We start from the raw sequence: 14,443 nt of genomic DNA on the forward strand, positions 1-14,443 counted from the left end.
TCTGGAGGTACGGCGATGACGGCTTCAGCGGTCGCTGTCCGCTATCCGCTATCCGATGGCGGTGACATGGGCGAGCGCCGGATACCCGATCAGCAGGAGGAACGCGGCGAACAGGCCCACCACGGGCAGCGACATCCGCTCGGTCGCCGCCTGCGCCTGCCCGTCGGCCTCCGAGATGCGGCGCCGTCGCATGGCACGAGCCTTCGCAGCGAGCGAGGCACGGATCTTGGCTCCTTCGCTGCCCGCGAGGTTGAGCGTGGAGGCGAGCTCGGTCAGGTCGGATACGCCCAACTGCTTCCCCAAATCCCCGAGATGGGGCCATGGGCTGGTCCGGGTGAGGCGCGAGACGCTGAGCGCGTGGCGCAGTTTGGCGGCCGCCCAGCTCTTGGGTGCCTCGATGGCCTGGGTCAGGGACTGCTGGATACCTGCCCCGCCGGCCAGTGCGATCACGGTGAGGTCGAGGACGAGGCTGAGGGTGTGCCGCATCTCGCGGCGTCGACGCAGCGCCTGCTGGCGGACGTCCAGGTCGGGGACGAAGAACAGGATCACGGCCAGGGCGAGCGAGCCGGCCAGCGGCACCCACCAGCCCGATCCCACCCCCGCGCCCAGCCGCAGCACCACGACGACCGCCCAGGGCGCGGCGAGGCCCGCGATCGCGGACACCGCCTTGCCCGCCAGGTGCTGTTCCTCGTCCAGGCCGCACACGGCCAGGTCCTGGCGCAGCGCGGCGGTCGGGAAGCCAAGTGCCCGCACCAGCGGAACCACCCGGCGCCCCAGCCGGGTAGCCCACTCCGCCTCGACGGCGGCCCGCGAAGGGGACGGCGTGACGGGTTCTTGTGTCCGGGTGACGGCCACCACGTCGGCGAGCGGGGCCCGCACCGGCCGCAGCCCGTAGGCGAGGGCGACCGCTCCGGCGCCGAAGAGTGCCCCGAGCAGCATGACGATCATCGTGTGCCTCCTGTCCCCGCCTCGCCGCTTGCCCCGTCACCGGCGCCCGCCGGGGCGGACGCTGGAGCGGGGGCGATGAGGCGTAGGGGTTCTTCGATACGGCTGATGGCGGTGAGGTAGGTGAAGCTGGCGGCGAACAGCGCCCCCACCACGGCCAGGACTAGCTGCCCGGTGACGGTGTCGAACGGGGCGAGGTAGGGGCGGTTGAAGACCACGAGACCGACGGCCATGGCCGCGGTGACACCGACGGTGACCCGTACGCCGGTGCGGATGCTCGCGCGGCCGGCGTCGATGCGCTGGCGCATGGCGACCTGTTCGCGAACGGAGTCGGCCAACTCGCCCAGGAGTGGTCCGAGTTTGCTGGCCTGCTGTTCGGCGGCCATCACCAGCGCGGCGACCACCACGTCGGCGAGCGGGTCGTCGGCCTGCTCGGCGAAGTCGCGCAGCGCCGCCGGCAGGGGCCGTCCGGCGCGGACGGCGGCGGCCAGTTCCCGCAGATTGTCTTCGAGGGCGGCCGGGGCGATGTCCGAGGTGGCGAGCACGGCCTGTTCCAGGCCCGCGGCGGCGGAGAGGGTGTCGCGCAGCATCTCCGTCCAGGCCGCGAGCGCCTCCATGCGCTCGGTGCGCCGGGCCGCCGCCCGGTCCGGGCCGAGCAGGCCCGGCAGGGTGAGCATGGCGACGGTGGTGAGCACGGCCGCCACCGGCCAGGTTGTCAGCGTGCCCGCCAGTGCCCCGCCGGTCACGGCGATGACGACGCGTCGGGCCGTCCAGCTCCGCGGCAGCCGCTCGGCGAAGGTACGCCGCACCCCGCCCCGGCTGTCGCGCACGTGGTGCCGCGTCGCTCCGTAGACCACCGCCACCGCGCCGAGCCCGCACAGCACACCGAGCCCCACGCTCACGCCGGTGAGCGGCAAGTCGGTTCCGATCAGTGTGCTCATGCCGATCCCCACCTTCGGTCGGCTGCCGCCTGCGCGTCCCAGCCGACCGCCACCAAGTCGGTGGCCGTCTCGCTGCGCAGCGGAGCGCCCGCGACCGCGCGCCCGTCAGGGCCGGGCCGGTAGACCTCGTTGGAGACGACCTGCGGCCCGTCCGCGTCGATCACCTCGCGCACCGAGTCGACGACCCGGCAGCCCTTCGTGTCCCAGCCCAGGTGCACCACGAAGTGCACCGCGGAGGCCACGAGCAGGTTCGTCGCCTCCAGCGACAGCCGTTCCGGTGACTGGGCCGCGTACGAGGCGAACTTGGTGAACACCCCGCGTGAGGTGGAGGCGTGGATGGTGGACAGGGAGCCGTCGTTGCCTTGCGACATGGCGTTGCACATCGGGATGACCTCGGCCCCGCGGATCTCGCCGACGATCACCCGGTCCGGGGACATTCGCAGCCCCCAGCGGACCAGCTCCGCCTGATCGATGCCACCCTGCCCCTCGATGTTCGGCTCGCGGGCCTGCATGGCCACCACGTTCGGATGCGTCACGTCGTCCGTGTCCAGGCCGAGTTCGAAGGTGTCCTCGATCGTCACCAGCCGCTCAACGGACGGAATCTCACTCGCCAGGGCACGCAGCACGGTGGTCTTGCCCACGTTCGTACCGCCGCCGACAACGACGTTCTTGCGCGCCCGCACCAGCGCACCCAGCAGACCGGCCATCTCCGGATCGCACACGCCCAGGCGGACCAGCTCGCCCATCGAGGTCGCCGGGAAGCGATGTCGCCGAATGGTCAGGGAGACCCGCCCGGTCACGGCCATGACCGCGAACAGCCGTGAACCGTCCGGTAGTTGCAGGTTGAGGCGCGGCATTCCGCGGTCGAAGCGCCGCTCCTCGCCGCCCGCATGCGCGGCGAGCGTACGCACCAGCTCCACCAGCTCGGCGTCCGAGGCGGCCACCGGGGCTTCCCTGCGCCATCGTCCGTCGGCGTTCTTGACCCACACCACGTCGCAGCCGTTGACGCAGATGTTCTCCAACGACTCGTCGGACAGGAGCCGTTGCAGTCCGCCGGTGCCGAACAGCGCATCCGTCACCGCCTGCGCGATCCGCTCCTCCACCGCCGTGTCGAGAACGCTGCCGCGCTGGGCCAGCCCGGTGCGGCGCTGCGCGTCGAGTTCCTCCGTCAGCATGCGCTCCACCGTGATGCGCCGCTCGGCTTCGCCCTCGGGTTCCAGGCCTGCCTGTTCGCGTTCACCCGCGTGCGCTTCAAGACGGGCCACCACCCGCTGGCGCACCACGGCCGCCAACGCGCTCTCCGTACCCCCATGACCCGAACCACCGGGCCCCCACTGTCCGTTCACCGGCTGCTCCCTTCTCCGGGGACCTCGACGAGCCCGACTCGCGACCAGTGAGCCTCGCCCGGCCCGCCGCCGCGTCCCTGCGCTTCCTGGGCGCGCCCGCCCACCCGGGCTGCCAGACCCTGTGCACCCGTCAGCCGGCGCACGAGCTCATCGGTGGCAGCCATGAGCGGCCGGGCACGCGGTCCCGCGGTCCTCGGCCGCATCCGCCCGGCCCCGCTCAGCGCGGCGACACTCCGGGCGTCCCACGGCCACACCACCACGCGCGGCATCCTCAGAACGTCGGCGATCTCCCCCGCCGGATACGGGCAGGGCCCGACGACGAGCAGGGTGAGCCGCCCGGCATACGCACGGGGGTCAAGGCCGCACGTGGACACCTGAGTCAGGGCCTCGGGCCCGCCCCGGGTCACGAGCACGACCTGGTCGGCGTCCTGTATCAGCGGCTCGGTGTCGTCGCCGGCCCGGCCGACATCCAGCAGCACAGTGCCCGTGTCCGTGTCGTCACCGCGCAGCACCCGCCGCCCGCTTTCCCCGGCCAGCAGGCGCACAGCTCCCCGGCAGGCACCGCGCCCGGGCACCGAGGCCACGACCCGTACGCCGCAAGGGAGTTCACTCACCGCACCGAGCAGCGAGCCCGGCTGATCCCGCCCCGCCGAAGAAGCAACGTCCAGCAGCGACGGCGCGTCGGGAAGCCCGAACCGGATCATGAGATCGCCGCCGGACACATCGGCCTCCACCACCACCGGACGCACCCCGCCATCCACCGCCACCGGCCACGCCGCCGCGAGCGCCACCGCGCACGTCGTCACTCCCGGCGCCCCCGCCATCGAGGCGACCACCACGATGCGTCGGCTCACGGCGCCTCACGCCCCTGAACCGAAAGGACCAGCACCCGCGGATGCTCCAACTGCGCGGCCCGCAGCGCGGCGGCGGTCTCCACCAGCACGCTCACCACCCGAGGCCCGCCCGCCGACTCGGCCGCCCGCACCCCGGCCACCGTGCCCACCACACTGTCGGGCCCCTTCGCGTCGTCCCCGCCGTCCGCCGCCCCGGCGGCATCCGGACCCGCCACCAGCGCGACCCTGTCCCCGCGCGTGACGCCCGGCGGCGCACCGCCCGCCTCCACGGCGACCGCCACCTGCGAAAGCCCCTTCGGCGGGAACTCCGACCGCGCCCCTACCTGACCGGAAGCAAGCAACGCCCCCTTCACCAGAGGGATCTGAGCTCGGCGCCCCAGCACCATGCCCCGGTCCGCGACGGGCACCACGCCCGTCTCGGCCGCCACCTCGACGACCCGTAGATCAGCCGGTCTGATCGCGTGCCCCGCCGGTACGTCCCGCCCGACCATCAGCACCTCCGTCCGCCCGCCGACCTCGGACGCGACCAGGGCGAAGCCGACAGCCGAGACCGTCACCGCCCCGATCCCGGCCCACAGCCACCCCAGGCGACGCCGCCCACCGCCCGTCGCCGGCCGGCTTCCCGGCCCCGCACCACGCGCCCTTGGCACACCGAATCGAGCACTCTGTTTCACTGAAGAAGGCATGGGGGTACCCACAACTCACCTCACGATCAAGGAAGTTTCCGCTGAACACCGGCCGCCCCGCCCTGTCGCGGGCCGCACCGTCACACCAGGAGCGTCAGCTCGTCACGACGCCCTGCACCTCATCCACGACCACCTCCCGCTGTGCGTCCATGACGAGCCCCGGCACGACCCCGCCCTGACCGCCCCCGTGCCAGGTCACATCCCAGACGGCCTGCACGGACAGCACGAACGCCGGACCCGGTACGGACGCCCGCCGATAGATGTGGCCACAGTCCGGCGACGGCGACTTCGGCGCGTACGAAGCCGAGTACGCGGTCCCCGGCCCGGTACACGTCACACGCGCCCCGTCCCCCATCGACCACACCGTGCGTCGGGGCCGAGCCGTCGCCGTGACCGTCAGCCCCTGCACGGAAGCCGAGGCACTGACCGGCTTCCACTGCTTGTGCTCCAGCCACATCCACGTCGGCACATGAACGATCTGGACGAAGTCCTCGTCCGGGCTGGTACGAATCTCCGGCCGAGGCAACTTCAGCTTGCCGACGGCCTGTTGAACAACAACCTCCACGGGGACGACCTTGCCCGCGTCACCCTCGCCCGCACGCTTCGGCGGAGCCTCGGCGTCCATGTCGTCGCCCCCAAACTGCGGCAACACGCACAGTCCTGCGGCAGGCCGGTACTCACACCCCGACGAATCAACGGTCGGCACCCCACCAGGAGCCCCACCCCCCGCCTTCCTCGCGTAGCCCCCACCAGAGGAGGACTGGCGTGCCCCCGCCGAACCACTCGGGGAACCGTGAGACCCCACCGACCGAGCCGGCTGCGTCTTCCGCACACTCTTGGCCTTCGGCGCACACTCCCCCTGTGCGCAGGGAGCCTCTACAAAGAATTCGGTGTCGCCGTCCGCAACCGCAGCTCCCGGCGCAACGGCCACCACCGCCCCCGCGAGAACCATCACCACGACTCCTCCCGCGACGCGGCGCGCGGTCAACACGACCCCGCCTTGCCCAGGTAGAACCGCGAAACGCGCCAGCTCCCGTCGACGTTCTCGACAGTGGCGTCCGCCTTGTGGTGGCCGCCCGGAACGTCATTCTTCAACCGGCCGTCGAGGCGGTACTGCAACCAGCGCCTACTGTCCACGCAGTCACGCAACGTCACCTTGCCCCCGGTGGCCGTCACCACCTCCGGAGCCAGCCGGACACGCCCCTTGCCGACGACCCCTTCGGCCTTCGACTTCTTCAGCCCGAACTTCATGAGCGCTACAGCGTCACCGCGCGCGTGATCATTGAGCAGCGAAGAGGAGGCATCCGAAGTCTCCGAGGCGACAGTCAAGTCGTGCCACATGGCCCGGTAGGCGGCCACCGCCTTGTCTCCCTGAACTGGACTTTCACTGCTGTCAGTTCCAGTCGACGCCGGGGACTCCGTCACCACCTCCGGCAGGCGCCGCGCCTCTGCCCCACCGTCCGAACAACCGCCCAACAGCGCGACACCGGCCGCAGCCACTCCCACCCCAGCCAGCAACGCATTCATCCGCAGACGAACCATGCCCACTCGCCCCCCCCCCAGTCACATCACGCGTCGGACCCAAGACGTACCGCCATGGAATGCCTCTGGAACCAGCCCGCGCTCCACCCAGCAACCACGACACGGAGGGTAATAATCTGCCCCGTGGCTTGACAGTCCTCCGCCTGAGCACCGGCCGTACGAAGAAAGCGGAACCTGTCGCTCGAACGAGCTACAGGCCCCGCCCGACAGGACAACACCCGCCCCACCCGCCACCCCGAAAGAGCTACCGACCCGATGACAGGGGCACAGCACCGGCGCTACGCGACTCCCCAACTCCCCCTGAAGGACGCGGGAATGGCGATCCAGCAGCACTTCCCGGAGCGCGTCTGCCGCGCTCCCCAGCAGCCACCGCTCAGCTCGTCAACGATCCGCAGACCTCGCCCGCGCTCGGCCAGCACCGCGCTGATCGCGTCGAGGCCTCCGCCACGCCCTTCCTCACAGGGCGCGAAGAGTTCATGGAGAGGCTCAGTGGCAGCCGGTCGCGGTAGGGACCGGCTCGTGTCGTGGACTTCACACAGGACGTCACGGCCCGTGCGACGCAGGTTCAGGACGTACGGGCCGGTGGCATGCTCCACCGCGTTCGCGATCAACTCGCCTACAGCCAGGGTGACATCGTCCGCGGGCTCCCCCGTGACGTGCAGCTCCGCGAGCGCTCCCTGGAGGGCCCGGCGGGCCGCGCCCGGCGCGTGCTCGTCGCCGTCGTTCCATGCGTGCAGGGTCACGGTGGTGCCCGGCGGCGGCGCGCTCATCGCGCTCCGCCCCAGGGGAGAATGCGGCGGGTACGGCGGTGGCGCCCGCCGCCGGGCGCGAGCGTGTCGTGCAGGGCGCTGGTGAGATAGCCGACAGAGGCCGAACCGGCGCAGAGCAGCAGGGTGCCGGTAAGCGGCAGGGACAGGAACACGGAGTACCTCCGATGATCGCGTCAACGGGTTCCGCCCCCATCCCGCCATCGACCACCGCAAGAGCGGAAGCCCTGGTCAGAGAGTTGATCGCGATTGTCGGAGTGGTGCGTGAACCTCTCCGGAGCACCTCCCTGTTCGGCGCAGTGCGCTGCTCGGTTCCGCTCACGGACGTCCCCCGCCAACGGTATGCCGGAAGCATGAGGCACTCGCAGGGAGGAGGGCTGACGCCGAAGCGGCAGGCAGCCCGGGAACAGTTGAGGCTGGAGGCAGCGGAGCGGTTCGCGCGCGGGGAGAAGACCGCGGACGGCGCGCGTGAATTGCAGGTCGGGGAGCGCCAGGTGGACAGGTGGCGCAGAGAGTGGCGCGAGGGCGGGATGGAAGCGCTGACACCCGTCGCGAGTTGAGTGGCAGGCGGGCGACCGTCGGCAGCGCCGTGGGGTCGGCGACAGTTGTGATGCATGTTCCAGATCGCTACGGCCTGTGCGCGTTAGCGAGCGCCCCAGCTCATCGCCTTGGGACCTTCATGGGCGTCCACTCACCTCCCGCTCCAGACGCTCAAGGATCAAGTACGCGTGCTGCTCGAAGTCTTGGTCATCGCGCGGGCGGGCGTACGGGAAGATTCCGGCGGCGGCCCAGAGGCGTACGGCTCCGATGGCAGCGGTGTCGATCGGGACCTCTCGCTGCTCTTTGCGGTAACCGTCGAGGAAGAGTGACCGGACCTGCGGGGAGTCGAGTTCGCGGTCCCACAGCTTGGCGAAGTCGAGGAGGGGGTGGCCGATGGCCGCGTGCTCGAAGTCGAAGATCCAGAGGCTGCCGTCGGCGTCCAGATGGAGGTTGCGCCAGCCCATGTCGCCGTGAAGGAGGCAGCGTTCATCGCCGAGGTGCGCTGCGGCAGGGGTGCTGAGGAGTTTGTCGCGAAGGGCTCTGATGCGTCGGGCGAGCGGGGCATCGAACTCGGCTACGAGAGCGATCTTCGCATCGATGAGGTTCGGGATCGCGTCGTGCGTGCGCAGATGCGGGCTGCTCTCGCCGCGGGTGGCGGTGTGGAGACGGCCGAGGAGGCGGCCTGCTTCTTCTACCGATTCGGGGGTCGCGGCGAAGGGGGTGAAGTCATGCCAGGCGTAGGCAAGCCAGTGTCGGTTCAGGCCGAGGTCGCCATGCGCGTGGAGGGTCGGCGTGGGGAGGTCCCGGGTGTGCAAGAGCGTGTGGGCGCCGACTTCGGTGGTGTAGCTGCGGGGGCTGTCGGTGACCTTGATGAACAGGGTCGGGACGCCGTCGCGGTCGCCGCGGAAGTGGGTGTTGTTGTGCTTCTGGTCGTGGGTGAGGGGTACGAGGTCGCAGCCGACGGCGGTGCCGATCTGCGCGCGGAGGTCACGCGTCATGGCCGGTTCCGGTGGCGGCGAGGTGCTTCTGGATCATGGCCCAGGTTTCGCGGTTGCTGTCCCAGTAGAGGGCTTCGGGGACCAGGGCGGGTTCGGTCCACTGGTGGTCCTGGTGCTCGTCGGGGTTGGTGACGACGTCCAGGGTGGGGGTCCGGGCGAGGAAGAGTGTCTTGCTGACCGTCAGGTCCGGGGAGATGACGACGTCGAGGCCAGTGGTGATCTCGCGTACGTCGTCGAGGGTGAGGCGCAGGCCGGTCTCTTCGGAGATTTCGCGGAGTACGGCCTGCTGAGGGCTCTCTCCGGCCTCGATGCCGCCGGTCACCGGCTGCCAGAACGCTGTGTGTTTGCCCGGCCGGGCAGGAACCTGGAGCAGGAGGACGCTCTGGTCGGGAGCGATGATCCAGCACTCGATGCTGTATTTGGTCGTCATGGTTCACCTTCCGGGATCTTGGTCTTTCATAGCGCACCTACGACGGGGTGGCCGGGAGGATGACGCGCTTGAGGTCGGTGAGCCATTCCTGGGGCAGCGGGTGGTCCGGACGGTAGTGGAGGGACCATCCGGCGTTGAGGCCGTCGAAGGCTGGTGGGGGCGGCGGGGTCCGAGGCGAGAGGCCGAGCCAGTCCGTCTGGTAGCCGGGGTCGGTGGCCGACGTGTCGGCAGTAGCCGCGGCGTCGGACGTTTCCTCCGACGACAGGGGGCGCCAGCGGGTACGGGTGGTCGACCGTACGACCTGCACGACGCAGGTGATCCGTGTCCAGGGGGTGCGTGTGATGCCGCACCAGAGTTCCGCGTCCTGTGGGGTGAGGTAGTGCTTACCCGCGATGGGCGGGTAGCGGGTGGCGAGCTCGGGGGCAGTGCAGTCGAGGTCGGTGAGGGTGGCGTGGTGGATGTTCATTCCGAAGGGCAGGGTTCCGATGCAGAGTCGGCCGTGGTGGTAGCCCATCGTTCCGCGGTCGACCGTCGCGATCGGGGCGGCGAGGGCGCGGGCCAGTTTCAGGGCCAGGTCGGTCTTGCCTGCTCCGCTCTCGCCGGTGATCAGCAGTCCGCCGTCGCCGAGTTCGAGGGCCGCACCATGGCACAGGCGGAAGCCGTAGCGACGGCCGCCGTGGATGAGGAGCTCACGCAGGATCCGGTCCGTCCATCGCCGGGCTTCGGTGGTGTCCGTGAATGAGACGACCAGGCGGTTGCCTTCGCGTACGGCGAATGGACCGTCGGCGTAGCGCGCCGTCCAGATCCGGCCTGGTGACCATCGCACGGGGAATGCTCCACGGCCGTTGTGGTCACTTCGCTGTGCGGACGGGGCGTCGAGGAGGCGGTCCGCTGCCCTCGGAGGCGGGTTGCTGGTAAGCGCCACGGTCGCGAAGGGCGGGCCGGCGCACCTGCGTGCCGCGGGCCAAGTGGACGGCGGCGCGGTCTGCACGTCGGACAGGATTTCCACCGAGCCCGCCATGGTGGCGAGGACGTACCGCGTCCCCGTGGCCCGTACTGTCTCCAGGTTCGTACGGAACCAGTCCTCGATCTCCGCCTCCGTCGTTCTCATCTCGTCTCACCTCCCGGGCCGAAGAGCGTCCAGCGCGAGCGCGACTTGTGCCAACGAGGTGTTCGCGTACTGCTCGACACGCGTGGTCCACGCCTCCGGCAGGTTCTGCGGTGCGAAGGCGTAGGCGAGGCCGCAGGCGATGGCGGTGACCGAGTCGAGGTCGCCTCCGCGCGGGCGGCGCAGGAGTACGGGTACGAAGTCGTGCGGCGGGATGCCGGACAGGCCGAGGCAGATGCCGGCGATCGCCGAGGAGCGGGCTCGTACGTCGAATCCGAGGGAGTCGTCCAGGCTGTCGATGTGGGCAGCTATGGAGCGCGGACCAGGCGGGTTGCTGTGGGCGAGGACCGCTTCGGCTGCGCTGCGGCCCCCGCCCGCGATGCGGACCAGGCTCGGCAGGTTGGTGCGGATGGCGTGGGTTGCCGCCTCGGGTGGTTCGCCCACGACGGCGTGGCTGACCGCGAGCGCGAAGAGCAGCGCGGCCATGACGGCGTCCGGGGCGGCGTGCGTGAGGGTGGCCGACTTGATGGTGTCGTAGCAGAGTTCGCCGGGTTCGTCGGGAGTGTGGAGGCAGGCGATGGCGGCCGCACGGGGGACGCAGCCGTTGGTGTCGCCGTCTGTGGCGACGTGGAACGGGGCGCCGGAAGCGCGGAGTTTGTATATCTGGCGGCCTCCGTTCGGGTTGAGGCGGCGGAGCTCGGCTTCGAGGGCGTCGCGGTGGGCGTGGCCGTGTTTGGCGATCGAGTGGGCGAAGGCCAAGGTCAGGACGGTGTCATCGGTGATGCGGCCGGTAAAGGCGGCCGGTGGGGCTTCGCCGGTGGCGAAGGCGTCCAGCAGGTGATGCGTCTCGGGGTCGAGTGCATCCCGGGCACGCTTGTCGATGATCTTTCCCAGGGCGTCGCCGAGGCCGATACCGGCGAGGCAGGACCGGATGCGGGGCACGGCGGGAGGCGGGACTGAGGGCGGACGCGGGCTCGGACTGGTTTCGAGGAGCACGAGCGCCCGGCTCATGGGGACGAGTTGGGGGTTCACGATCGCGGTGTCCGGGGTGGGGACGAGGAGTGTCGAGGTGACCTTGTTCGGTGTGATGAGCACGCGGAGACCGGCAGCTCGGGCGGCGGCGATGCCGTGCGGGGAGTCCTCGATGGCGATGGCCTTCCCAGCGTCCACGGCCAGGTCGGCGAGCGCGGCGAGGTAGCTGTCGGGCGCGGGCTTGGGCGCTCGTCCGGGCTTTCGGCCGACGATGTCCGTGACGGCATCCGTCAGGCCGAACTTGCCAAGGACCGCCGTCACATGTGCCTGTTCTCCATCGGTCACTACGGCGCATCGGACTCCGCGGCGGGCAGCGTCCATGATCCAGGCGGCGATTCCCGGCCGAAGGGGCAGGGCGTCGCGCAACGCGACGTAGCGCTCCCGTACTTGGCCGGTCACGGCGGCCGGGTGACCAAGTCGTCTCCCCAGGCGGGCCGCGAGTACGTCCGTGAACGGGGGCTTGGGGTCGGCGGCGGGTCCGCGTCCGGCGGCCCAGTGTTGGGCCCAGGTGTCGGTGGCGAGCCACAGGCCGTGCTCGCCGAACACCTCGCGCCACGCGAGGTAGTGGGCGTACTCGGTGTCGATGATGACGCCGTCGAAGTCCAGGAGGAGCGCGGAGATGCCGGCCCAGGGGTCTTCGGCTGGTGCCGGGAGGATGGTCATGCGACCGCTCCTCCCGAAGGCGCGAGACAGCGGCCGATTATCTCCAACGTGCGTGCGGTTCCTTCGAGTTCATCGCCCTCGGGGTCGCCGGTTGCGGTGCACGACTCGATGCGGTCGGCGAAGGCGGCGAGCTCTTCTGCGTACCCCTTCCTCGCCCATCCTCGGTAGAGCTGGCCGGCCTCCCAGCCGAGCGTTGCGCGGTCGCGCAGTGAGCCTTCGGTGCCGGACCAGGTGGGTGCGGTGGTCACGCGGAGGCGGTCCTTGGTGTCCACCTCGATGAGGTCGCCGGTGGTGGTGTGGAGCCAGGCGGAGACCTGGTAGGCGTGTGATCCGGTGGCTGCGTTGATGGTCGCGGCGGCGTCTCCGGCCGGGTTGAGGAGGCGGAGGGAGGTGGCGACTTCGCCGGGCCGGGTTGCGGCGAGACGTACGGCGTCGATGTGCCCGACGTCGCCGAGGAGATGGCGGGCCCAGTCGATGGGGTGGATGAACATGTCGTAGAAGGCGAGTTCCTCCGCGCCGAGGTCCCAGCCGTCGCGGGCGTACACGGCGGGGAACGTGACCGCGATGTCCAGGAGGCGGACGGTGGCCTGATGCTCGGTGAGCCACTGGTCGACCAGGCGGTGCGCGGGGGCGTGCCGCCACATGGTGCCGACCGCGACCACCTTGTTGGTCCGGCGGGCCAGAACGCCCAACTCTCGTACGGCCTGCGGGTCTGTACCGAGCGGCTTTTCCACGAAGACGTGCTTTCCGGCGTGCAGTGCGGCGCGGGTCAGTTCGACGTGGCCGGCGGGGTGGGTGCTGATCAGGACCGCGTCGACCTCACTGTCGAAGATCTCCTTCGCGTCGTTCAGTACGGGGAGATGGGGGAAGCAGGCGGTGGCCTCTGCGCGAGTCGCCAGGTCCTTCTCCGCGACGGCGGACAGGGCGAAACGCTCGCAGCCGAGGAGGTTGGGCAGGAGGCTGCGGCGGAAGTGGCGGCCGAAGCCGATGGCACCTATGGACAGGGGCATTTCGGGACTCCTGGGGAAGGGGGAGGCGTTGTACGGCTGGGCGCTCCGGCGGTCACGGGAGGCGGGCCTCGATCGTCTGGCCGGTGATGTGCGCGGCGTCGTCGCTGAGGAGCCAGCGGGCAAGCGGCAGGTTGTCCGCCACCGGTGGAAGGGGCGGGTGCGTACTCGGGCGGCCTCTGAGCTCGGCTTTCGCCGCTCGGTGGGTTTGCGCGAGATCGGTCTCGGCGGCGATGCCGATGACGTTGGCGCGTACGCCGGTGCCGTGCAGTTCGTGGGCGAGGCATCGGGTGTAGTGCTCCAGGCCGGCCTTGGCGGCGCCGTAGACGGAGAGGAGGCCGAGGCATGTGCGGGCGGCCTGGGAGCCGACGCACACGATGCTGCCTCGGCCGGAGTTCTTCATCGTGGGGACGAAGGCGTTGACGATCCGTACGAAGCCGAGGAGCGAGATATCGAGGAGGCGGGCAGCGTCCTCCGTGTTCACCTCCCAGGCTCGGGCCACGGCTCCGGAGTCGGATGCGCAGAAGACCAGGCCGTCGAGTTGCCCGCCGAGGTGGGCGTCGGCTGCCTGTGCGAAGTCGCTGACGGACTGCGCGCAGGAGACGTCGAGGCGGACGTGCCGTAACGATGTAGTCGAGGGGCGCTCGCGTCGTGAACCGGCGAGCACGCGGTGGTCGGCCGCGGCCAGGTGCTCGGCGAGGGCGGCGCCGAAGCCGCTGCTTGCGCCGATGATGACGGTGCGGGGTGAGTTCTGGTTCACCACGGACTCCTCTCCGGCTCCCGGGTTTCCAACGGGCAATGGGTGCCCGTGTGTTGGGTGATCAGGTGCGCGGCGGACCGCGCGTGGCGGAAGTACCGGGGGCGGGCGTAGTCGTGCCAGTAGGCCAGGGCACCGAGGCAGTGCACGACGAGGTAGAAGCGGATGGTGTCGTCGGCGTTTTCGCGGGCATCGGCGCCGTACGACTGCCGGAATGCCGACCACGCCCTGCCGGGGCGCGCGTCGAACGTGCGCCACCACAGCTTTCCCAGGTCGCTGAACGGGTCACCGCCTCGCGCCTGGTCGAAGTCGCACAGCATCACGCTGCCGCCGGGGCGTACAAGGATGTTGGCCGGCTTGAGGTCGTGGTGCAGCAGGCGCGGCGCCGGAGCCTGACCGGTCAGGTCGCCGATACGCTCGGCGAACCACGTCCGCAGCCTGTCAGCGCGGTGATCCGCAAGGTGCAGGGCCTCGATACGGCGGTCGAGATGCGGCAGGAGGAAGTCCTGCCAGGAGGCGGTCACCGGCGTGTTCAGCGGCCCGACGCCGCCGAGTGACGGCACCTCATGGAGCCGCCGCACGAGCCGCCCCAGCCGCTCCCCCACGCCCTCTTCACCGGGGCTTCCGACAACGAGCGGCCCTGCGAGGGTTTTCCCTGCCACACGCTCGATGCGGACTGCGCAATGTTCCGCACAGGCTTCTCTGAGCAGTGGGCTCAGGCCATGCGCATCGAGAATCCGCAGCGCACGCACCTCGCTCTCGAACCGTTCCCAACGCTGATACTGCTTCACCAGGTAATCCGGACTGCCGGACGGGAGGATCCGGTT

Annotated in this window: 17 protein-coding genes; 1 reads left to right on the plus strand and 16 read right to left on the minus strand. The window is 70.5% G+C overall.

The genetic code is table 11. From position 1 onward, the window contains the following. Positions 1-48: 48 nt before the first annotated feature. The 9 genes from ACIRHA_RS09810 to ACIRHA_RS09850 all read right to left on the minus strand — a co-directional run bounded on the left by ACIRHA_RS09810 (position 49) and on the right by ACIRHA_RS09850 (position 7,236). Positions 49-948: a type II secretion system F family protein gene (locus ACIRHA_RS09810; RefSeq protein WP_403842337.1), complete on the minus strand. Its 900-nt coding sequence runs from the start codon at positions 946-948 to the stop codon at positions 49-51. Next, positions 945-1,886 carry a type II secretion system F family protein gene (locus ACIRHA_RS09815; protein WP_403842340.1) on the minus strand — a complete coding sequence of 314 codons (942 nt, stop codon included), beginning with the start codon at positions 1,884-1,886 and terminating at the stop codon, positions 945-947. The genes ACIRHA_RS09810 and ACIRHA_RS09815 overlap by 4 nt, the downstream gene beginning before the upstream one ends. Then, positions 1,883-3,232: a CpaF family protein gene (locus ACIRHA_RS09820; RefSeq protein WP_403842343.1), complete on the minus strand. Its 1,350-nt coding sequence runs from the start codon at positions 3,230-3,232 to the stop codon at positions 1,883-1,885. The genes ACIRHA_RS09815 and ACIRHA_RS09820 overlap by 4 nt, the downstream gene beginning before the upstream one ends. Next, positions 3,229-4,086 (minus strand): hypothetical protein, encoded by an 858-nt coding sequence (locus tag ACIRHA_RS09825; protein ID WP_403842345.1) that lies wholly within the window; start codon positions 4,084-4,086, stop codon positions 3,229-3,231. The genes ACIRHA_RS09820 and ACIRHA_RS09825 overlap by 4 nt, the downstream gene beginning before the upstream one ends. Further along, positions 4,083-4,643: an SAF domain-containing protein gene (locus ACIRHA_RS09830; protein ID WP_403842347.1), complete on the minus strand. Its 561-nt coding sequence runs from the start codon at positions 4,641-4,643 to the stop codon at positions 4,083-4,085. Before ACIRHA_RS09830 ends, ACIRHA_RS09825 begins: the two co-directional genes overlap by 4 nt. A gap of 223 nt (positions 4,644-4,866) precedes the next feature. Continuing rightward, positions 4,867-5,424 (minus strand): hypothetical protein, encoded by a 558-nt coding sequence (locus tag ACIRHA_RS09835; RefSeq protein WP_403842349.1) that lies wholly within the window; start codon positions 5,422-5,424, stop codon positions 4,867-4,869. Between the two features lie 332 nt (positions 5,425-5,756). Beyond that, positions 5,757-6,131, minus strand: coding sequence for a hypothetical protein (locus ACIRHA_RS09840; RefSeq protein WP_403842352.1), 375 nt, complete (start codon positions 6,129-6,131; stop codon positions 5,757-5,759). 461 nt (positions 6,132-6,592) lie between these two features. Continuing rightward, positions 6,593-7,084, minus strand: a complete 492-nt coding sequence (locus ACIRHA_RS09845; RefSeq protein ID WP_403842356.1) for an ATP-binding protein — start codon at positions 7,082-7,084, stop codon at positions 6,593-6,595. Further along, positions 7,081-7,236, minus strand: a complete 156-nt coding sequence (locus ACIRHA_RS09850) for a hypothetical protein (protein WP_403842359.1) — start codon at positions 7,234-7,236, stop codon at positions 7,081-7,083. Before ACIRHA_RS09850 ends, ACIRHA_RS09845 begins: the two co-directional genes overlap by 4 nt. Positions 7,237-7,434: 198 nt before the next feature. Here ACIRHA_RS09850 and ACIRHA_RS09855 point away from each other — a divergent pair, with 198 nt between their 5' ends. Continuing rightward, a complete protein-coding gene (locus ACIRHA_RS09855) occupies positions 7,435-7,641 on the plus strand; it encodes a helix-turn-helix domain-containing protein (RefSeq protein WP_403842361.1) in 207 nt (68 codons plus the stop codon). Between the two features lie 117 nt (positions 7,642-7,758). Here the strand turns inward: ACIRHA_RS09855 and ACIRHA_RS09860 are convergent, their stop codons facing one another. The 7 genes from ACIRHA_RS09860 to ACIRHA_RS09890 are packed head-to-tail and all read right to left on the minus strand — an operon-like array spanning position 7,759 to position 14,407. After that, positions 7,759-8,619, minus strand: a complete 861-nt coding sequence (locus ACIRHA_RS09860) for a phosphotransferase enzyme family protein (protein WP_403842364.1) — start codon at positions 8,617-8,619, stop codon at positions 7,759-7,761. After that, positions 8,609-9,049, minus strand: coding sequence for an NUDIX pyrophosphatase (locus ACIRHA_RS09865; protein WP_403842367.1), 441 nt, complete (start codon positions 9,047-9,049; stop codon positions 8,609-8,611). The genes ACIRHA_RS09860 and ACIRHA_RS09865 overlap by 11 nt, the downstream gene beginning before the upstream one ends. A 37-nt stretch (positions 9,050-9,086) precedes the next feature. Further along, a complete protein-coding gene (locus ACIRHA_RS09870; protein ID WP_403842370.1) occupies positions 9,087-10,160 on the minus strand; it encodes a hypothetical protein in 1,074 nt (357 codons plus the stop codon). Between the two features lie 6 nt (positions 10,161-10,166). Continuing rightward, positions 10,167-11,852, minus strand: a complete 1,686-nt coding sequence (locus ACIRHA_RS09875) for an HAD-IA family hydrolase (protein ID WP_403842372.1) — start codon at positions 11,850-11,852, stop codon at positions 10,167-10,169. Beyond that, positions 11,849-12,862 (minus strand): Gfo/Idh/MocA family protein, encoded by a 1,014-nt coding sequence (locus ACIRHA_RS09880; protein ID WP_403842374.1) that lies wholly within the window; start codon positions 12,860-12,862, stop codon positions 11,849-11,851. Before ACIRHA_RS09880 ends, ACIRHA_RS09875 begins: the two co-directional genes overlap by 4 nt. A gap of 52 nt (positions 12,863-12,914) precedes the next feature. Continuing rightward, on the minus strand, positions 12,915-13,619 hold the full coding sequence (locus tag ACIRHA_RS09885) for an SDR family oxidoreductase (RefSeq protein WP_403842376.1): 705 nt from the start codon (positions 13,617-13,619) through the stop codon (positions 12,915-12,917). Further along, positions 13,616-14,407: an aminoglycoside phosphotransferase family protein gene (locus tag ACIRHA_RS09890; protein ID WP_403842379.1), complete on the minus strand. Its 792-nt coding sequence runs from the start codon at positions 14,405-14,407 to the stop codon at positions 13,616-13,618. Before ACIRHA_RS09890 ends, ACIRHA_RS09885 begins: the two co-directional genes overlap by 4 nt. Between the last annotated feature and the right edge of the window lie 36 nt (positions 14,408-14,443).

This window comes from Streptomyces sp. NPDC102360 (assembly GCF_044766085.1).
Lineage (GTDB): Bacteria > Actinomycetota > Actinomycetes > Streptomycetales > Streptomycetaceae > Streptomyces.